The sequence below is a fragment of the Chryseobacterium electrogenes genome, assembly GCF_053553015.1.
Genome location: NZ_JBNPPB010000002.1, coordinates 1,452,677 through 1,473,925, shown reverse-complemented (window position 1 = coordinate 1,473,925; position 21,249 = coordinate 1,452,677). Strand labels below are relative to the sequence as shown.

The window sequence follows — 21,249 nt, the reverse complement described above, 5'->3', positions numbered from 1 at the left end:
TTATTCCACAAAGTTAGTTTTTTTTGCGTTTTTTTGAAAATAAAAAAGGAAGGGTAGATATTAATTCTCCCTTCCTTTGCTCGTTTTATGAATATTAAAGTCTCAGCTTATTAATTGTCTTTATTCCAATTTTCTTTAGCTTCGTTGGCTTTATCTTTAACTTTGTCAGTTAGTTCTTCTGTCTTGTCTTTTGTGGTCTCCCAAGCTTCAGAGGTTGCATCTTTGGTCTTATCCCAAGCGTCTTCTGCAAAGTCTTTTGTGCTTTCCCATGCATCATGAGCGCTGTTTTTTAGATGTTCAAAAAATCCTTCTTTAGATGCTTCTTGATTATTTTTTTTCTGTTCGTCAATGTAGTTTTTTGCTTTGTCAGCAAGATTTCTTACATTGTCTTTAGCATCATCTGCAAAATTATTTAGTGATTCTTTAGCATCGTTTACTACTTCTTTAGCTTTGTTGAAATCTTCTGGATTGCTCATAATTTTTTATTTTTGTGATTAATAATTGATTACGTAATTATTATCAATAAGTGTTCCGATAATAGTTAGTAAATGTTAAATAAAATATAATTTTCCTTAATATTGAGAATTGATGTCAATTTAAATAGACTGATATATTTGCTTACAGTTCTTTGATTATTAATGCTGATAATGATTATTATAAACAAAAAAACCAGTGCTGATATAACACTGGTTTTTATTAAAGTTTAAAAAAATAAACTATTTGATTACGCGCTCTAGAACCCACTCGATCATCATTTTTTCTGATGCATGGTGATCTGAAGCAAATTCTCCACGTCTTCTATTAGCAATCACACAGTTTACGGTGATAGCTTCGTGACCTAACAATTTTGACAAAGCATAGATTGCAGAAGTTTCCATCTCGAAGTTAGAAACGCCAAGGTCGTTAAGTGTTTCTAAGAATTTGTCATCCAAAGCTTTTAGACGAAGTTGTCTTCCTTGTGGTGCGTAAAAACCTGGGAATGTCGCAGTGTTTCCGTGGTATTTTGCGTCTTTATACAATTCTGCTAACTCTTCGCTGCAATCAGAGAAATATAACATTGGTTTGATGTTAGCATAAGGGAATTTTTCCATCATGTTTCTACTAAAATCATTCTCGAATTTATAATCCTGATAGAAGTGCATTAATCCATCTAATCCGACAACATTTTTAGTTACCAACAGGTTGTTAACTTCGATATCTGGATTAACGCTACCACAAGTTCCCATACGGAAAAGCTTAAGTGCTTTATGCTCTTTTTTGAAAGTTTTTTCTTTAAGATCGATGTTAACTAACGCATCCAATTCGTTCATTACGATATCGATATTTTCTGTACCAATACCAGTTGACATTACGGTGATTCTTTCGCCTCTTAATGTTCCTGTATGGGTATAGAATTCGCGTTTGTTTTTCTTAACTTCAATCGTGTCAAAATATTTAGAAACTCTTGGTACACGGTCTGGATCACCTACCAATAAGATTTTATCAGCAATATCTTCTGGTAATAGATTAAGGTGATAGACACTTCCGTCTTCGTTCAAAACAAGTTCTGAAGCTGCAAGTTGATTTAACATTTTATAATTTTTTATTGTTTTATTATTTAGTTGCTTTCCGTTAAAGGATAATGGTGCAAAATCTTCTGTTGATGATAAGTAATTTTTTGTAGAATGTATGTTGTAATTCGTAAACTATCCAATCATCACATCATCTATCCGCCGACACGTTTGGTTTTATAGCCCATGTCTTTTAGGATTTTCATGATTTTATCACGATTATCACCTTGGATAATAATGATACCATCTTTTTCGGAACCACCGATGCCAAGAGTTGTTTTGATTTGTTTAGAGATTTTTTTTAGCATCTCTTCATCGCCTTCAAAACCTTCAATTAAAGTGACAGGCTTTCCGTTTCTTCCTTTTTTTTCGAATTTACATACCAAAGGTTCTCTTTGTTTAAATTCTTCTTTTGGCATTTCAAAATCTTGTTCTTCATGCTCGGGAAAAAGATTTTTTAGTTGATCTCTTAGATCCATTGTTTTGATTTTAGAAAAAGATGTTAAAGATAAACAAATTATTGAAATCTAAAAATACTAATTTTTCATTCTATAACTAGCTTCATATTTCATACATTTGTATTTAGATTAAAATCTGAATAATAATGTCAAAAAAAGCAATCCTTGCAATATTAGATGGCTGGGGAATCGGCCTTAACGATAAAGTTTCTGCATTGGCGCAAGCTAACACACCTTTTATAGATAGTTGTCTTAAGAATTTCCCTAATACAACACTTGAAGCAAGTGGATTAGCAGTTGGTTTGCCAGCTGGTCAGATGGGTAACTCAGAAGTGGGACACATGAATCTTGGTGCTGGACGTGTGGTTTATCAAAATTTGGTAAAACTTAATATGGCTGTAGAAAGTGGTACTTTAGGCAAAGAAAAAGAAATCCAAGACGCTTTTGAATATGCTAAATTGAATAATAAGAAAGTTCATTTTATAGGTTTGGTTTCCAATGGAGGTGTGCATTCTCATATTAACCACCTCAAAGGGTTGTTGTCTGCTGCTCATGATTTTGGATTGGATAAAAACGTATTTGTCCATGCTTTTACAGATGGTAGAGACTGTGATCCACACTCCGGAAAAGGCTTTATTGCTGATCTTTTGGATCATATGAAGAACTCTACAGGTGCTTTAGCATCAATAATAGGTCGTTATTATGCGATGGATCGTGACAAACGTTGGGAGCGCGTAAAGTTAGCTTATGATGTATTGGTAAAAGGTCGTGGAGAAGAGACTAAAGATCCTTTGCTTTCTATACAGAAGTCTTATGAGGAAGGTGTTACAGATGAATTTATAAAGCCAATTGCTGTAGTCCAGAATGGATTACCAATTGCTACGATAGAGAATGGAGATGTTGTTATATGCTTCAACTTCCGTACAGATAGAGGACGTGAGATTACAGAAGTATTGTCTCAGCAAGATTTCCCTGATTATGAAATGCAAAAATTAGATTTGTATTATGTAACATTGACTAATTATGATAAAACCTATCAAAATGTAAAAGTTGTTTTCGACGAAAATGTTTTACAAAATACAATGGGAGAAGTGTTAGAAAATGCGGGTAAATCTCAAATAAGAATCGCTGAAACTGAAAAATATCCACACGTGACATTTTTCTTTTCTGGAGGAAGAGAAGAAGAGTTTAAGGATGAGCGTCGTTTGCTTTGTCCAAGTCCGAAAGATGTTGCAACTTATGATCTTAAACCAGAAATGTCTGCTTATGACATTACCAATGCTATATTGCCTGAGCTAGAAAACGAAACTGTAGATTTTGTTTGTCTTAACTTTGCCAATACAGATATGGTAGGACATACGGGGGTGTTTAGTGCTGCTGTAAAAGCTGCTGAAGTTGTAGATTCTTGTATAGAGAAAGTAGCAACAATGGCTTATGAACATGGTTACACAGTCTTTATATTAGCCGATCATGGTAATTCTGATGTAATGATTAATGCAGATGGATCGCCTAATACACAACATTCTACTAATCTTGTTCCGTTTATTGTGATGGATAAAGAACAAACTTGGGATCTTAGACCAGGTAAGTTAGGAGATGTAGCGCCAACAATTCTTAATGTGATGGGAGTTATAATCCCAGAAATTATGACTGGAGAGGTTTTAGTTTCGTAAGAATAAAATAAAATAGATACAAAAACGTTAAAAACAAATGGTTTTATGTTAAATAGAACTTATGCAATGGATAATATTTGTACTTTTGCAAAAAAAATAAATAAAGATAATACATGTACGCAAAGCTGGTAAGGAAAGAGGTAATGAAGAATTTGGAAGTAGAAATGTCGAATTTTATTTCGAAATTTCTTACGCCTATAGAAAAGATTTGGCAACCTGCTGACTTTTTGCCAGACACATCTAGTGCTGATTTTAAAGATCAACTAGATGAGTTGCAGACATTTGCGCATGAGATGCCATACGATCTTTTCGTGACATTAATTGGAGATTGTATCACAGAAGAAGCTCTTCCTAGCTACGAATCTTGGATTATGGGTATCGATGGGATTGATCAAGAAAATAAAGTAGGTTGGGCACAATGGGTACGTGCATGGACGGCAGAAGAAAACAGACATGGTGATCTTTTGGGTAAATATCTTTATTTGTGTGGACGTGTTAACATGCGTGAGATGGAAATTACAACCCAATATCTAATTAATGATGGTTTTGATTTACAGACGAGTATGGATCCGTACAGAAATTTTGTTTACACAAGTTTCCAAGAGACGGCGACTAATATTTCTCACCGTCGTGTAGGGACTTTAGCAAAACAGACAGGTAATACCAAATTGGCTAAAATGTGTGGCGTTATCGCTGCAGACGAAGCAAGACATGCCAAAGCTTATAAGCATTTTGTAGAGAAGATTTTTGAATTGGATCCAAGCGAAATGATGTTAGCTTTTGAAGATATGATGAAGAAGAAAATCGTTATGCCAGCACACCTTATGAGAGAATCAGGGCAGAAAGCTGGAGAATTGTGGGAGCATTTCTCAGACGCGGCACAACGTTGCATGGTGTATACAGCACAAGATTATATTGATATTCTTAAAGACCTATTAGTAGATTGGAAAATTGATGGTATTACAGGGCTTAATGAATCTGCCGAAAAAGCAAGAGATTATCTTATGAAGTTGCCGTCTAGATTGCAGCGTATTACAGATCGTATCAGTACGCCAGATAGAGAATATAACTTCAAATGGGTTAAAGGCTAATTTGAAATAAATAAATAGAATTAAATAAAATCCAACGCCCTAATGTGTTGGATTTTATTTTTAATAATCAGCAATGAGCTTTATATTTTCGTATATTTGCATACTTTTTAATTTAGAATAACATGATGATTAACAATAAGAAATTAGCAATCGATTTTGATGGTACAATTGTAGATGATGCCTATCCAGGTGTAGGAAAAGCGAAAATTTTTGCATTTGATACTTTAAAAAAACTTCAATCAGAAGGTTACAGATTAATTCTTTGGACATACAGACATGGTAAAGCTTTGGAAGATGCCGTAGAATTTTGCCGTAAAAATGGATTAGAGTTTTATGCTGTTAATTCAAGTTTTGAAGGTGAAGTTTTTGATTCTGAAACTCAAAGTCGTAAGATTGATGCTGATCTATTTATTGATGATCGTAACCTAGGCGGTTTTCCTGGTTGGGGAGAAGTCTATCAGATTGTGAAAGAACGCATCGAGTTTCAAGTTGCTGGTGGCGAAGTTCATGCTTATTCTAAAATGAAAAAAGAAAAGAAAAAAGGACTTTTCTGGTAAAATAAAACGTTAGATTTCAATAAAATATATTTTAATGTTAAAGCTTCTGTAAGCTATATTTTCATTAAAATCTAAAATCTAAATGTCTATTATAAAAATGTCTATTATAAAATGATTATATTAAAAACAATAGAGGAACTCCGATTAATGAAGGAGAGTGCAAGATTGGTATCTAAAACTTTAGGAATGATTGCTAAAGAAATCAAACCCGGAATTACCACTTTGTATCTTGATAAATTAGCACATGATTTTATTAAAGATCATAATGCAGAACCTGCTTTTTTGGGCTACGGAGGTTTTCCTAATTCACTTTGTATGTCGCCTAATGAGCAAGTTGTTCATGGTTTTCCTAACAAAGATGAGCTTAAAGAAGGTGACGTTATTTCTGTAGATTGTGGTGCTGTTCTTAATGGATATGTTGGCGATCACGCTTATACATTCGAGATTGGAGAAGTAAAGCCAGAGGTTAAAAAGCTTTTGAAAATTACTAAAGAATCTTTGTATAAAGGTATTGAGCAGTGTGTCCGTGGTAAAAGAGTAGGCGACATTTCGCATGCTATCCAGACCTATTGTGAGAAAGAAGGTTATGGTGTCGTAAGAGAATTAGTAGGTCACGGTCTGGGACGTCAGATGCACGAAGATCCTCAAGTGCCTAATTATGGTAAAAGTGGTAGCGGAAAAGTCTTAAAAGATGGTATTGCATTAGCGATTGAACCTATGATTAATCTAGGAACTGAGAAAGTTAAATTTCATGATGATGGTTGGACGGTAACGACCTTGGATAATCAGATTTCGGCACACTTTGAGCATGACGTTTGTATTATTAATGGTAAGCCTGTATTGCTGTCTACTTATGATTATATCTATGAAGCTCTAGGGATTAAATCTGATGAAGAAAAAGCTTTTCAGCTGGATTTTTAATTAATAAAAAAATAAATAGAATTCACTTTAGATAAAATGAATAAAGTATAATATTGCTTTGTTGTTAATTTTTATTTGAAGTGAATTTTAGTTTTTAGCACCAATTAGTTTTGAAAAGAATAGCTAAATTTCTACTTAATAAAATTCCTAGACCATTGCTTATTAAGGCAAGTATCTTGGCACGACCATTAATTGTTTTATTTTTTAAAGGTAATCGTTTTACCGATCCTATTGACGGAAAATCATACCGAAAGTTTTTGCCTTATGGTTATGGTAAACAACGAGAAAATGCTCTGTCACCAGGGACTTTGAGTCTAGAAAGGCATCGTCAAATGTGGTTATATCTTCAGAATGAGACAGACTTTTTTACAAAAAATTATAAAGTACTCCATATTGCACCAGAGCAAGAATTTTTAAGAAAATTCAAGAAACAAAGTAATTTAGATTATACATCAGCAGATCTATTTTCGCCGATTGTTGATGTTAAAGCTGATATATTGGACTTACCATTTGAGGATAATAGTTTTGATATTGTGATTTGTAATCATGTTTTAGAACATATTATTGATGATAATAAGGCAATGTCAGAGCTGTATCGTGTTATGCGTCCTAATGGTTGGGGTATTGTGCAAGTTCCTATGAAGAATTCTCTAGAAAAAAGCTATGAAGATTTCTCGATAATTGATCCGAAAGAACGTCAAAAGCATTTTGGACAATACGATCATGTCCGCTGGTATGGTATGGATTATTTTGATAGGTTGAGGCAAGTTGGTTTTAATGTTGATATTAATTACTATTCTCAGCAGTTTTCAGAAGAAGAGCAGCATCGCTTTGGTCTAAATAAAAACGAAATACTTCCTATAATCCGAAAATAATAAAAAATCGGATTTTTTTATGCAATGTATAGTAGTTTGGAAGCCAGTGGATTATAGAAAAGCTAGTGTTAATCAACTGTTAAATAACTATTAAAACGTTTGTTTAACTTTAACTTTCTGTTATTTAATCAATCTATTATATGTCATTGTTATTTTGTATCAATAAAGATAAGCTCTTTTTGATTATTTAAATAACTTTACCATTCTTTGAAATTTTAAAACTAAATTAACTTAAAATCTCCACATGAGAAAAATATCGATATTATTACTTACTGTTGTAATCATTACATCTTGTTCTAAATCTGATCCTAAAGATCAGAAAAAAGAGCAACCTCCACAGCCTTATTCTTATATTGTTGCTAAAGAAGGTGTTGCTCAAAATATCAATACACATCCTGCGAGATTAGAAGGTATAGAAAATGTAGAAATAAGACCAAAAATTGATGGTTTTATAGAAAACGTATACATAGACGAAGGAAGTATGGTGAGTAAAGGACAATCCCTTTTCCGCATTAGAAATCCGCAGTATGAGCAATTAGTTCGTGTGGCACAAGCATCTGTAAACAGTGCAAAAGCTGCAGTTGAAACTGCTCGTATGCAAGTCACAAAAACCAAACCTCTTGTTGATAAAAAAATTATTTCTGCTTACGAGTTACAAGCCGCAGAGCTTAATCTTAAGGCTTCTCAAGCTAATCTAGCAGAACAACAAGCTCAGTTAACCAATGCACAAGTTAATCAAGGTTATACGATTATTACAAGTCCAGTGAGTGGTGTAGCGGGGACGTTGCCGCTTAAAGCTGGTAGCTATGTAAGCAGCTCTACACAGCAACCATTAACTACTGTCTCTAATATTTCAAAAATATTTGCTTATTTTTCTATTAATGAAAAAGATCAATTAGAGTTTTTTAAACATTCTGAAGGCTCTTCAATAGCTGAAAAAATTAAAAATTCGCCATTAATTAATTTGGTTTTATCAGATGGTACAACTTACAACGAAAAAGGAAAAATAGAATCTATAAGTGGTATGGTAGATCCTAACACGGGTTCTTTTTCTATGAGAGCAACTTTCCCTAATCCTAATGGATTGTTGAGAAGTGGTTATAGCGCAACAGTACAATTACCTAATAATCTAGAGAATGTTATTATCGTTCCGCAAAAAGCAACGTACGAATTACAAGGAAAGAAATTCGTGTATGTTATTGATAAAGATAATAAAGTAAAATCTGTAGAAATTAAAATTCAGGAACTTCCAGACGGACAGACTTATGCCGTACAATCTGGCCTGAAATCTGGTGATAAAGTTATCGTAGAAGGCGTTGGATTATTAAAAGATGATACCAAAGTCGTTCCTAAAGAAGTATCTCTAGAAAGTGTTGTTAAGAAGTAAGTTTTTATAATCTATTGCTTCTAATGAGGTTTTAGAAGTATAATAGATTTCAAAATAAATTAGAAATATGTTTAAAAAATTTATAGAACGTCCGGTATTATCTACCGTTATTTCTATCATTATAGTCATCCTTGGTGTATTGGGAATCATTAGTTTACCAGTTGCCCAGTATCCAGATATTGCTCCGCCGACAGTAGTTGTTAACGCAAGTTACCAAGGTGCTAATGCAGATGTTATCCTTAAGAGTGTTATTGTACCGTTAGAAGAACAGATTAATGGAGTAGAAGGTATGTCTTACATGACATCTTCTGCGACCAATGATGGATCTGGCTCTGTTACAGTTTACTTTAAACAAGGGATTAATCCAGATATTGCTGCGGTTAATGTACAAAACAGAGTATCACGTGCCAATAGCTTATTGCCAAGAGAAGTTACCCAAGCAGGTGTAACGGTAACCAAACGTCAAAGTTCTAACGTTTTAATTTTTTCATTGTATAGTGAAAATCCAGAATATGACTTAACGTTCATTCAGAATTATGCTAACATTAATATCATTCCTCAGATTAAAAGAGTAACTGGTGTTGGAGATGCTACTGTTTTTGGTAATAAAGATTATTCTATAAGAATATGGTTGGACCCAACGAGAATGGCATCTTACGGATTAGTACCTTCTGATATTAGTACTATATTGGCAGAACAAAATATTGAAGCTGCTCCAGGGAGTTTGGGCGATCAATCGGATCAAAGTTTTAGATATACTTTAAAATATTCTGGTCGATTAACAGAGATTCCGGAATTTGATAATATTGTTCTGAAAGCTTCTAAAAATGGTCAAATATTAAAATTAAAAGATGTTGCCAAAATAGAATTAGGCGCGCAAGATTATTCTGGAGTAAGCCAGACGGATGGTAATCCAGGTATTGGTATTGCAATTGCGCAGACTGCTGGATCTAACGCCCAGGAAGTTATTGATGAATGTATCAAAGTTCTTAATAAATCTCAAGAATCTTTCCCTAAAGGTATTAAATGGACAACCTTAGTTAACGTCAACGATTTCTTAGATGCTTCAATAGAGAAGGTTATTCATACCTTGGTAGAAGCTTTTATTTTGGTATTTATTGTTGTATTTATTTTCTTACAAGATTGGAGATCAACATTAATTCCTGCTATCTCTGTTCCGGTTGCAATTGTTGGTACATTTTTCTTTTTAGAGATATTTGGTTTTACGATTAACCTATTAACTTTATTCGCGTTAATTCTTGCTGTAGGTATTGTGGTGGATGATGCTATTGTCGTCGTAGAAGCTGTACACAGTAAGTTAGAGCAAGGAGAGAAATCACCACTTAAGGCGTCTATCAATGCTATGGATGAGATTAGTGGCGCAATTATAAGTATTACTTTGGTTATGGCAGCCGTATTTATTCCTGTAAGTTTTATCACGGGATCTGCTGGTGTATTCTATAAACAATTTGGGTTAACTTTAGCAATTGCAATTATTTTATCTGCGGTTAATGCGCTGACGTTAAGTCCAGCTTTATGTGCATTGTTACTGAAACCTCATTCTGAAGAAGATAAAAAGAAGAATTTTTTAGAAAGATTTTTCCAGCACTTTAATACTATTTTTGATTTGTTTGTTAAAAGATATGCGCGTGGTGTATTATTTCTGATGAAAAAGAAATGGATTGCATTTGTAGGTTTAGCAGCTTTTGCAGGATTATTGGGTTGGCTTATGTATTCTACACCGAAGTCCTTTGTGCCAAGTGAAGATATGGGTGGTGTTTTCTCTGATATTACTTTACCATTAGGATCAAGTGAAGCAAGAACAAAAGCTGTTTTAGATGAAGTTGAAAAAATTGTAGAAAAATTCCCTGAGTCTGATCATATCCTGAAAGTTGCTGGGCGTGGTATGATAAGTGGTAGTGGTAGTAATAACGGGATGTTAATTATTAAGTTAAAACCTTGGAGCGAGAGAACAGCAAAAGGAACAGATATTCAATCTTTCATTGCTAAACTTTATAAGGAAACAGCGCATATTAAAGATGCCAAATTTACCTTCTTTGGAAGACCAACATTACAAGGATTCGGTAATGCAGCAGGTTTTGAGCTACAAGTGCAGGATCAAAAAGGTGGTAGCATAGAAGATCTCACCAAAGTAAGTAACGACTTTATCAATGCGCTTAAAGAGCGTCCTGAGATCCAAAATGCCTTTACAGCTTTCAATCCCAATTATCCTCAATACATGATTGATATTGATGTTGCAGCTACCAAGTCTGCTGGGTTTTCGGTATCTGATATTTTGAGTACAATGCAAGGTTATTATGGTGGAGTTTATGCTTCTAATGTTAATCTTTTTGGTAAACAATATCGTGTAATCTACCAAGCGCCTGCTAACTCAAGAGAAAATTTAGAAAGTTTTAATCAAGTAATGGTTCGTAATTCAGCAGGAGAGATGGCGCCACTTAGCCGATTTATTACGGCGAAAAAAGTATATGGACCACAATCTATAAGCCGATTTAACCTCTTTACCTCAGTCTCGATTAATGGTACGCCCAATGCGGGATTCAGCTCTGGAGATGCCATTAATATTGTTAATGAAGTAGCTGCAAAAACATTACCAACAGGTTACGGTTATGAGTATTCTGGATTGACGAGAGAAGAAGTTAATGCAGGTAGTCAGACGGTTTACATCTTTATACTATGTTGTATTTTCGTGTATTTCTTGTTGGCTGCACAGTATGAAAGTTATTTATTACCATTTGCGGTAATGCTTTCGTTGCCAGTTGGACTTGCTGGTGTTATGGTATTCTCAAGCTTTTTTGGAGGCTCTAATAATATATATGTTCAGATTTCGCTGATTATGTTGATCGGACTTTTGGCAAAAAATGCTATTCTAATTGTAGAATTTGCCTTGGATGCTAGAAGAAAAGGTTACACTATTGTACATGCAGCTATTAGTGGGGCAAAACAAAGAATTAGACCAATTTTGATGACATCATTTGCATTTATTTTTGGATTATTTCCTTTGGCAATTTCAACGGGAGCCGGGGCAGTAGGTAACCAATCTATTGGTATTGGTGCGATTGGCGGGATGCTTTTTGGGACAATATTTGGAGTGTTTTTTATTCCTGTATTGTTTGTTGTATTTCAATATATTCAGGAGAAGGTTTCTTCTAAAAAATATACTGCCGATGATTATCAAAACCGACTAAGCGAGTAATCTTTAACCCAATTCAAATTTTAAAAACAATGAAAATTAAAATATCAAATTTTATAATATTAGTTGGGGTTGCAGGATTTTTTCATTCTTGTAAAGTCACAGAAACTTATAAAAAGCCAGACATTAATAAAGATTGGCAGGACAACTTATACCGTACCAAAACCAGTGAGGATAGTACGAGTATTGCTAACTTATCATGGAATACTATTTTCACAGATGACAAGTTGCAAAGTATTATTAAGAAGACAGTAGAGAATAATGCGGATCTAAAAGTTGCCATTGCAAGAATACAAGAGGCAGATGCAGTTTTTAAGCAATCTCAGCTCAATAATTTGCCAACTTTAGATGGAATAGCTTCTGTAAAAGATACTAAAAATAGCCCAGCAGCTCAAGGAAATACTTTTAGAATGCCTGATATTATGAATTATCAGTTGGGCGTATCCGCAGGTTGGGAAATTGATATCTGGGGAAAAATGAAATCCATGAAACGATCTGCTTATGCAGGTTTTATGCAAACTGATGCCGCTAAAAGAGCCGTGCAAACGCAGTTAGTAGCGCAAGCAGCTAATCTATATTATCAATTATTATCGTTGGATAAGCAGTTAGAAATTACCAATCAGACGATAGAATTGCGTAAGAAAGATGTAGAAACGGTACAGTTGTTAATGGAAGCTGCGTATCTGACTGGTGCAGATGTTGAGCAAAGCAAGGCTAACTTATATTCTGCGCAGTTAACAGTTCCTGATTTGGACGTTCAGATTCAACAAACCGAAAATGCACTTAACCTTTTGATGAACGAGACGCCGCAAGCCATTACACGAAATAATATTGATTCTCAAACGATCTATACAGATCTTAAAACTGGTGTGCCAGCATCATTACTTAAGAATCGTCCAGATGTTGTCGCAGCAGAAATGGCATTTCGTCAAGCTTTTGAAAACAAAAATATAGCACAAGCACAAGTTTATCCATCGCTTAATATCACGGCGACTTTAGGATTGTCTTCTAAGAATCTTCAAGATTTTTTTAAAGAATCCTTGTTCTATACAGTGGGAGGCGCATTGACTCAGAATATCTTCCAACAAGGGAGCAGAAAGGCGCAAGTTAAAGTGACTGAAGCCAGAAAGCAACAAGCCTATTTCACCTTCGAAAAGACTTTGTTAACGGCAGGTTCAGAAGTTTCTAATGCTTTGATAACCTATACCAAAGCTAAAGGAAAAGAATCTACAAGGCAACTTCAAATTCAGTCTTTGCAAAAGGCGGTAGAATTTAATAATGAGTTGTTGACTTATTCTTCCAAAGTTAATTACGTCAATGTATTAACCTCAGAACAAGCATTGCTACAAGCCAGATTAGCTGCGGTTAATGACAAGTTGCAGCAATTGCAAGCGGTCACTAACTTTTATCGCGCTTTGGGTGGAGGGCAATTTTAATATCACAAAAACCTGACTATAATTGGTCAGGTTTTTTTGTGTCTTATTTGGTTTCTAATCCAATTAAGAATTTGGATTTTTACTTCAATAAGCTTCCGAAAATATAATGTTTTGTCACATTGAGCTTGTCGAAATCTTAGCATAACATTTTTTAGGAGCAATTCCCACTATCCGCTATATCTTTACTGGGCTCACTCGGACGGCTCCGCTACGCTCCGCCGCCTCATTCGCCCAGTAAAGGATGCCGCTTCTATCGGGGCTAAAAAAGCACCTCAGAAAAACTTCTGAGGTGCTATATTATTAGTTGTTAATCAAATTATCCAACATCAATACCGTTTTCTACAGAATCGTCTGGCGTAACAAAAGATAGTTTTCCGTCAGGTTTTGTTGTTAGAAGGAACATACCTTGAGATTCTATGCCACGGATTTTTCTTGGAGCAAGATTAGCTAATACCATCACCTGCTTACCAATCAATTCTTCTGGAGAAAAGCTTTCTGCAATACCAGAAACTACAGTTCTTACGTCAATCCCTGTGTCTACTTTAAACTTCAATAATTTATCTGCTTTTTCAACTTTTTCTGCTTCTAAGATGGTTCCGATTCTAAGATCTACTTTACTGAAATCGTCAAAAGAAATCTCTTCTTTCATAGGTTTTGCGTTAGGATTTGTTTTTTTATTATTGATTTTGGTATTCTCTAATTTTTGAATTTGCGCATCAATTACATCATCTTCAATTTTAGAAAATAATAGAGAAGCCTCGTTAATTTTGTGTCCTGTTTCGATAAGAATTGGCGTATTTTCTACGTCAGTCCAACTCATTTTTTCAACATTAAACATGGTTAATAATTTCTCAGAACTGAAAGGCATGAAAGGCTCACATAACTGTGCAAGTCCAACAGCAATCTGAGCACCAACAAATAATGATTGCGCTGCTTTTTCTGGATTATCTTTAATAGTTTTCCAAGGTTCTTCTGTCTGTAGATAGCCGTTCCCGAATCGTGCTAAATTCATCAAAGCTGTAAGAGCATTTCTAAATTCGAATTTCTCCAAGAACTCATGAATTTCTTTAGCCGACTTAGAAACTTCTGCTAATTCTGGTGCATTAAGATCACCTTGCGGAATGACACCGTCGTAATATTTATGCATTAAAACTGCAACTCTGTTAATAAAGTTCCCAAAAATACCAACCAACTCTGAGTTGTTTTTGGTTTGGAAATCCTTCCAAGTAAAGTTATTATCCTTGGTTTCTGGCGCAGAAGATAACAGCGCATAACGCAATACATCTTGTTGCCCAGGGAATTCTTCTACATATTCGTTAGCCCAAACTGCCCAATTTCTTGATGTCGAAATTTTATCATTTTCGAGATTTAAAAACTCAAAAGCTGGTACATTAGTTGGCATGATATAATCACCATGAGCCTTCATCATTGCTGGGAAAATAATACAATGGAACACGATGTTATCTTTACCAATAAAATGTATCAAATCAGATTCCTCACTTTGCCAATAATCTTTCCAATCTTTGCCATTTTTTTCTGCCCATTGTTGCGTAAAAGAAATGTATCCAATTGGCGCATCAAACCAAACGTAAAGTACCTTTCCATCGGCATTAGGAAGTGGTACAGGTACGCCCCAATTAAGATCTCTGGTCATCGCACGAGGCTTAAGACCATCGGTTAACCAAGATTTTACTTGACCGTAAACATTGGGTTTCCAGTCGTCTTTATGCCCTTCTATGATCCACTCATTAAGGAAGGTTTCATAATCATTAAGCGGAAGATACCAGTTTTTAGTCTCTTTAAGAATAGGACTGTTACCGCTCAACATAGATTTTGGATTGATTAACTCTGTAGGAGAAAGAGTAGAACCACATTTTTCGCATTGATCGCCGTAAGCATTCTCGTTACCACAATTAGGGCAAGTCCCTACAATATATCGGTCTGCTAAAAATTCTCCAGCTTGCTCGTCGTAATATTGTTCTGATATTTCTTCAGTAAATTTCCCCTTATTATATAAGTTTGAGAAGAAATCCTGACTTACTTCGTAATGTTTCTTATCTGTCGTTCTAGAATATTCATCAAAAGAAATTCCTAAATCTGAGAACGATTTTTTTATAATTCCGTGGTATTTGTCCACAATATCTTGCGGTGTAACACCTTCTTTTTTTGCTCTAATAGTAATAGGAATCCCGTGCTCATCTGATCCACAGATGAAAGCTACATCTTTTCCTAATCTTCTTTCGAATCTTGCATAGACATCAGCCGGAATATAAACTCCCGCCAAATGTCCTATATGAACCGGACCATTCGCGTAAGGCAAAGCTGCCGTAATCAGTTTTCTGTTTGACATTTTACTTTGAAAATTTTATAATACAAAAGTACGATTTTTAAATGTTTTGTGAATAGATTAAGACGTAGATTAATCAAGTTGTGTTCAATTTTAGAGAAAGTTTAATGCTAAGAAAGTTAAACGATTATTTAGAGTTTATATATTGCTAATAATTAATTGACTTGATGGTGAGTTACAAGGTGTTTTTTATGTTGAGTTTCTTTAAACCATGTAATCATTTTATAATTTAGCAAAACTATTAGAAGACTTATTTGCAATCATCAAAATTAGAAAAATACTATCTTTATAAGCGGAAAACTATAATAACAAAGGTTTTTAGGATTTTGTGTGTTTTGTGTGTTTTCTGTGTTTTCTGTATGCATTAATCATTATTAAATTATCACTTTATGAAAAAATATAATTTTATTGTCGTAATTTTTATTTTACTTTTAAGTTCTAATTCTTTTTTTGCGCAGAAAAAAGGCTTTTATGAAAACGTTCAAAAGAAGAATATCAACACACTCTTGGATAACTTCAACACTTTTGCAGCCAATGCAGAATATGATAATTATTTTAATTGCTTTGCAGAAGAATCTAACTTTATAGGTACAGATGCTACAGAAATTTGGAATAAACAAGAATTTAAAGCTTGGGCAAAACCTTATTTTGATAAAAAAACAACGTGGAATTTCAAATCTTTAAAGAGAAATATATATTTTAGTAAAGATGGTAATTATGCTTGGTTTGACGAAGTGCTAGATACTCAGATGAAGATATGTCGCGGTTCTGGAGTTTTAGAAAAAGTAAAAGGACAGTGGAAGATTAGACAATATGTACTCTCAGCCACGATTCCTAATGAAGTTATTGATGAAGTGACTAAGATTAAAACTCCAATTGAAGATGCCCTTATTTTAGATTATAAAAAATAAATTAAAATAAAAAAAAATATAGAAAACCGTCTAACAAGACGGTTTTTGCATGATAAGACCCAAGATTTAGTTTGGGCTTAAAATAATATTAGAATCATCCTTAGCTACCCATGCTTCTTAACACACATCAATGTGATAAGAATTTTGTTTAGCGACATTTGTACTATCAAAATGAAATAATATGAAAACAATATTTTATAAATCAGACGAAAGAGGATATGCTAATCATGGTTGGTTAAAAAGCCATCACACGTTTAGCTTTGCCAATTTTTATAATCCTGAAAGAATGAATTTTGGTGTTCTTAGAGTGATTAATGATGATTTTGTAGAAGGCGGAATGGGCTTTGGGAAACATCCACATCGCAATATGGAGATTATCTCTATTCCGCTAGAAGGAGAGTTGCGTCACGGCGATAATATGGGAAGTTCTGGTATTATCAAGAAAGGAGACATCCAGGTTATGTCTGCCGGCACAGGGATTATGCACAGCGAAGAAAATGCTAGTGACACTCAAGCTGTGAAGTTTTTGCAGATCTGGGTCATTCCTAACAAGACGGATGTAAGTCCTCGTTATGATGAGCAAAATTTCGAAAGCCAATTAGTGCCTAACCAATTTTTACAGATCTTGTCGCCTAATGCGGATGATGATGGTGTCTGGATTCATCAAGATGCTTGGTTTAATTGGGGCAGATTTACAGAAGATAGAACTGTCGATTATCAATTAAAAAAAGAAGGAAATGGGCTTTACATCTTTGTGCTTAATGGTAGTGTAAAAGTTGGAGATCAGCTTGTAGATACCAGAGATGGATTGGGCATTTGGGGTATTAATCAAGTTAAAATTGAAGTAGCTCATAACTCAGAAATATTATTAATGGAGATTCCGATGGAGCTTCCTGCCTAAAATTTAAGAAATATTTAAGTCTTACAATGTAATTATTGTGAGGCTTTTTAATGAAAAATTAGTATTTTTGACACAATAAATTGTAAAAAATAAAAATAATATAATGAGAGTACTTATCGTTGGGAACGGAGGTCGAGAATCAGCTATTGCACAAAAGCTAAGTCAAGATCAGCGCATTACTAAAATGTATTTTGCTCAAGGCAATGCGACAACCGAAAAATTAGGAGAAAACATATATGAAAGCGATATTTTCAAATTAAAAGATTTTGCCATTCAGCACAAAGTTGATTTAACCATCGTAGGTCCAGAAGCACCATTGGTAGAAGGATTGGTAGATGAGTTTAAGAAAGCAGATCTTTTAGTGTTTGGTCCTTCCAAGAAAGCCGCATCTTTAGAAGGAAGCAAGGCTTATTCTAAAAAATTCATGCAGACGTATAACATCAAGACAGCGAGAGCAAAAGTTTTTGATTCTTATAGCGATGCAATGGAGTATCTAGAAGACGAAAAGTATCCATTAGTAATTAAGGCAAGTGGTCTAGCAGGAGGCAAAGGTGTTGTAATTTGTGAAAACAAAGCAGAAGCAGAAGCAACCTTACACGATTTTATGATTAAGCGTATCTTCGGAGATGCTGGGATCAAGGTGGTTATAGAAGAACACCTTAATGGTTTCGAAGCTTCTATCATTGCATTCTCTAACGGGAAAAAATTGTTCCCATGTATTTCTGCTAAAGATTATAAAAAAGTAGCCAATGGAGACAAGGGCGCTAATACAGGAGGTATGGGATCTGTGGCACCAAGCCCAGAATTTACGGCAGAACATCAAGAAGACTTTGAGAAGAATATTCTTGCTCCAACAGTAGAAGGACTTAAGGAAGAAGCATTAAGCTTCAAAGGATTTATTTTCTTTGGGCTAATGGTGACCAAAAACGGAACTTACCTTCTAGAATATAACATGAGATTAGGCGATCCAGAAACGCAGGTACTTTTACCACTTTTGGAGAATAGCCTTTTGGATGTGATTAACGATTGTCTTCACGGCAAAGATGTGGAGCTTAAGTTTTCTAATCAGAAAGCAGTTTGCCTAGTGATGTGCTCAGGTGGTTATCCTAAAAATTACGAAACAGGTTTCGAGATCAGAGGACTAGATAAAGTAAAACACAGCCAAGTCCTTCTAGCGGGCGCCAAATATAAAGGCGAAACCGTGGTAACAGACGGCGGGCGAGTGCTTAACATTGTGGCAGTGGGCGACACTTACGAAGACGCACGAAATAAAGTATATGAAGATGCTGTCCCTGTGGATTTTGACTACAACTTCTACAGAGAAGATATCGGCAAATTCTAATAAAGGATAAGAGATGTTGGGCAACCAATGTCTCTTTTTTATTTTATGGCTTTTTTGGTAATAAGATGTTTTTGAGAGACATATATTACTTTTAGGAGCAATTTCCCGCTATCCGCTGTATCTTTTTTGTTCGGCATAGCCTCTCACAAAAAAGGATGCCGCTTCTATCGGGGCTAGTATCGGACTATTAATTAAAGTTCGGTATTTTCTAAAATTTTTTAAAAAAAATATATTATATAATGCAAAACGGAATTATCATCTTAGACTTTGGATCACAGTACAATCAATTAATTGCACGCAGAATCCGAGAGTTTGGGGTTTACACAGAAATTATTCCATACAACACATCCATAGAGGATATCCAACAACTTAAGCCTAAAGGTATTATTTTATCAGGAGGTCCTTCATCTGTTTTCGGAGAAGAAGCTGCTTTGGTAGACAAAGAGTTGTTTAATCTAGGAATTCCTGTTTTAGGAATTTGCTACGGTATGCAGCTGATTTCTCACTTATTGGGTGGCGAAGTAAAAAAAGGAGAAAAAGGCGAATATGGTAAGTCAGAGCTAACTATTTTATCTGAGAATAGCCTGTTTAATAATGTTCCAGAGAAGTCTACTGCTTGGATGAGCCATTTCGATGAAGTGATAAAAGCGCCAGAAGGTTTCGTAGTTTCTGGTAAGTCTAATATTGATATTGCTGCTTTAGCTAATGAAGAGCGTAAGATATTTGCGGTACAGTTTCATCCAGAAGTAACACATACAGAGTTTGGTGCTGTTATGTTAGATAATTTTGTTTTCAATATTTGTAAAGCCGAAAAAAACTGGGTCTTGTCAGACTTCATAGAAACCGAAATTGCTCGTATCAAGAGAGTAGTTGGTGATAAAAGAGTTATTCTTGGATTGTCGGGCGGTGTAGATTCTTCTGTGGCAGCAGTGTTGATTCATCGTGCAATTGGAGATCAGCTGACATGTATTTTTGTAGATACAGGATTACTAAGAAAAGACGAAGGCAAAAAAGTCATGGAAAATTATGGCAAGCACTTCAAGATGAATATAAAAATGGTGGATGCCTCTGAGCGATTTTTATCAAGCCTTAAAGGTATAGATGAGCCAGAAGCAAAACGTAAAGCTATTGGTCATGATTTTGTCGCTGTTTTTGATGAAGAATCTAAGAAGATAGAAGATGCATCATTCTTGGCACAAGGCACAATTTATCCAGATGTTATCGAGTCTCAGTCTGTAAAAGGACCTTCTGCAACGATTAAGTCTCACCACAATGTAGGTGGATTACCAGAAGAAATGAAACTTCAGTTATTAGAACCTCTTAGAGAATTGTTTAAAGACGAAGTTAGAAAAGTTGGAGTAGAGTTGGGTATTCCGCGTGAGTTAGTCTATCGTCATCCTTTCCCAGGACCAGGATTAGGCATTCGAGTTTTAGGTGAAGTAGACGAAGAGAAAGTAAAAATCTTGCAAGAAGCAGATCAGATTTTTATCGATGAGTTGTATGCGCATCAATTATATGATGAGGTTTCTCAGGCTTTTGTAGTGTTACTTCCAGTAAAATCTGTTGGTGTAATGGGCGACGAGAGAACCTATGAATATACAGCGGTGGTAAGATCTGCTAACACTATAGACTTTATGACGGCGACTTGGAGCAAGTTACCTTATGAGTTTTTAGAGCTCGTTTCTAACAGGATTATTAACGAAGTTAAAGGTATTAATCGTGTTGCTTATGATATCAGCTCGAAACCACCTGCAACCATTGAGTGGGAATAAAACTTTATTCCAAAAAAATAAAAAAGCCAACGCAGAATATTTGCGTTGGCTTTTTCTTAGTCTTCTAATAAGTTATCTCTGGTATTTTTTTGAACAGCAATCGCACCAAAAAGTGCTAACAAAAATGCAAATGCGTAAAATCCTTTTTCGCTAGGAAGTATTGTTGCATTCCAGAGACCAATTGCTAGTAATACAATAGATGATAGTGTCGCAAACCAACAGATGCCGTAATAGATATCTGTTACTTTAATATTCTCCATTTTATCTCTAACTGCTTTTTGTAAAGAAACCACGGCAAATAAGCCATATAATAATATAGTGAAATAGTAGCCTTTTTCATTAAGTTCCATTTCTGCTCGAGATAATCCAACGATGAAGCCTATCATTCCAGCTCCTAATGCTACCCAAGATGCAGCAACAAAGGCATTGGATACTTTTTGTTTTTTCATAATTTATTTTTGTTAACTTCAAATATATTATTTTTTATTGAATATCTATTAATTGAATTAATCCTTAGCTTTTTATTCATTTTTATTAATCCTTAATTAAGAATATATAGATTAAGCTCTTTAAAATAAAAGTTTTCTGAAAATGATGTTGATAAATACTGCTTTTAAACTTTTTTGACTCATGTTTATGTGATTAATTATGAATAACTTCAATTATTAATAGGTGATTTCTATTTTAATGGACTATTTTATTTTGTAAAACTCTTGTAAAATAGAATTTTTAACGATTTATTAAAAGTGTGATGTGCCTGTAAAAGCCTTTGGATAAAGGGTTTTTTGAGATGTCCCCCAGATGTCCCCCTTTG

The 21,249-nt window shown here is 34.6% G+C and carries 17 protein-coding genes; 12 read left to right on the top strand and 5 right to left on the bottom strand.

The window, feature by feature from the left end; genetic code table 11:
- Nucleotides 1-110: 110 nt before the first annotated feature.
- The 3 genes from ACQQ6V_RS06795 to ACQQ6V_RS06785 form a co-directional block, all read right to left on the bottom strand.
- Nucleotides 111-476 carry a hypothetical protein gene (locus tag ACQQ6V_RS06795; protein WP_448844795.1) on the bottom strand — a complete coding sequence of 122 codons (366 nt, stop codon included), beginning with the start codon at nt 474-476 and terminating at the stop codon, nt 111-113.
- 240 nt (nt 477-716) lie between these two features.
- The gene (locus ACQQ6V_RS06790) at nt 717-1,571 is read right to left on the bottom strand and encodes a nucleoside phosphorylase (protein ID WP_448844794.1); all 855 of its coding nucleotides are present in this window, start codon (nt 1,569-1,571) and stop codon (nt 717-719) included.
- 134 nt (nt 1,572-1,705) lie between these two features.
- Nucleotides 1,706-2,029, bottom strand: coding sequence for a translation initiation factor (locus ACQQ6V_RS06785; protein WP_448844793.1), 324 nt, complete (start codon nt 2,027-2,029; stop codon nt 1,706-1,708).
- A gap of 125 nt (nt 2,030-2,154) precedes the next feature.
- Between ACQQ6V_RS06785 and gpmI the strand changes: the two genes are divergently transcribed.
- The 8 genes from gpmI to ACQQ6V_RS06745 all read left to right on the top strand — a co-directional run bounded on the left by gpmI (nt 2,155) and on the right by ACQQ6V_RS06745 (nt 13,162).
- A complete protein-coding gene (gene gpmI / locus ACQQ6V_RS06780) occupies nt 2,155-3,681 on the top strand; it encodes a 2,3-bisphosphoglycerate-independent phosphoglycerate mutase (protein ID WP_448844792.1) in 1,527 nt (508 codons plus the stop codon).
- Between the two features lie 113 nt (nt 3,682-3,794).
- Nucleotides 3,795-4,772 (top strand): acyl-ACP desaturase, encoded by a 978-nt coding sequence (locus ACQQ6V_RS06775; RefSeq protein ID WP_448844791.1) that lies wholly within the window; start codon nt 3,795-3,797, stop codon nt 4,770-4,772.
- Between the two features lie 125 nt (nt 4,773-4,897).
- Nucleotides 4,898-5,329, top strand: coding sequence for a BT0820 family HAD-type phosphatase (locus tag ACQQ6V_RS06770; RefSeq protein ID WP_448846179.1), 432 nt, complete (start codon nt 4,898-4,900; stop codon nt 5,327-5,329).
- 111 nt (nt 5,330-5,440) lie between these two features.
- Nucleotides 5,441-6,250 (top strand): type I methionyl aminopeptidase, encoded by an 810-nt coding sequence (gene map / locus ACQQ6V_RS06765; RefSeq protein ID WP_448844790.1) that lies wholly within the window; start codon nt 5,441-5,443, stop codon nt 6,248-6,250.
- 110 nt (nt 6,251-6,360) lie between these two features.
- Nucleotides 6,361-7,125: a class I SAM-dependent methyltransferase gene (locus tag ACQQ6V_RS06760; RefSeq protein WP_448844789.1), complete on the top strand. Its 765-nt coding sequence runs from the start codon at nt 6,361-6,363 to the stop codon at nt 7,123-7,125.
- Nucleotides 7,126-7,369: 244 nt separating this feature from the next.
- Nucleotides 7,370-8,512, top strand: coding sequence for an efflux RND transporter periplasmic adaptor subunit (locus tag ACQQ6V_RS06755; protein ID WP_448844788.1), 1,143 nt, complete (start codon nt 7,370-7,372; stop codon nt 8,510-8,512).
- 67 nt (nt 8,513-8,579) lie between these two features.
- Entirely contained in the window at nt 8,580-11,729 is a 3,150-nt protein-coding gene (locus ACQQ6V_RS06750; protein ID WP_448844787.1) for an efflux RND transporter permease subunit, read from the top strand.
- 29 nt (nt 11,730-11,758) lie between these two features.
- Nucleotides 11,759-13,162: a TolC family protein gene (locus ACQQ6V_RS06745; protein WP_448844786.1), complete on the top strand. Its 1,404-nt coding sequence runs from the start codon at nt 11,759-11,761 to the stop codon at nt 13,160-13,162.
- 316 nt (nt 13,163-13,478) lie between these two features.
- On the opposite strand, the gene metG is transcribed toward ACQQ6V_RS06745, so the two are convergent.
- Nucleotides 13,479-15,512 (bottom strand): methionine--tRNA ligase, encoded by a 2,034-nt coding sequence (metG, locus tag ACQQ6V_RS06740; RefSeq protein ID WP_448844785.1) that lies wholly within the window; start codon nt 15,510-15,512, stop codon nt 13,479-13,481.
- 386 nt (nt 15,513-15,898) lie between these two features.
- Here metG and ACQQ6V_RS06735 point away from each other — a divergent pair, with 386 nt between their 5' ends.
- From ACQQ6V_RS06735 to guaA, 4 genes are all read left to right on the top strand, one after another.
- Nucleotides 15,899-16,420 carry a nuclear transport factor 2 family protein gene (locus ACQQ6V_RS06735; protein WP_448844784.1) on the top strand — a complete coding sequence of 174 codons (522 nt, stop codon included), beginning with the start codon at nt 15,899-15,901 and terminating at the stop codon, nt 16,418-16,420.
- A 181-nt stretch (nt 16,421-16,601) separates the two neighbouring features.
- Complete coding sequence (locus tag ACQQ6V_RS06730; protein ID WP_448844783.1) at nt 16,602-17,321, top strand: pirin family protein; 720 nt, start codon at nt 16,602-16,604, stop codon at nt 17,319-17,321.
- Between the two features lie 103 nt (nt 17,322-17,424).
- Nucleotides 17,425-18,663, top strand: coding sequence for a phosphoribosylamine--glycine ligase (purD, locus tag ACQQ6V_RS06725; RefSeq protein ID WP_448844782.1), 1,239 nt, complete (start codon nt 17,425-17,427; stop codon nt 18,661-18,663).
- A 239-nt stretch (nt 18,664-18,902) separates the two neighbouring features.
- On the top strand, nt 18,903-20,435 hold the full coding sequence (guaA, locus tag ACQQ6V_RS06720) for a glutamine-hydrolyzing GMP synthase (protein ID WP_448844781.1): 1,533 nt from the start codon (nt 18,903-18,905) through the stop codon (nt 20,433-20,435).
- A gap of 56 nt (nt 20,436-20,491) precedes the next feature.
- On the opposite strand, the gene yiaA is transcribed toward guaA, so the two are convergent.
- Nucleotides 20,492-20,884, bottom strand: a complete 393-nt coding sequence (yiaA, locus tag ACQQ6V_RS06715; RefSeq protein ID WP_448844780.1) for an inner membrane protein YiaA — start codon at nt 20,882-20,884, stop codon at nt 20,492-20,494.
- Between the last annotated feature and the right edge of the window lie 365 nt (nt 20,885-21,249).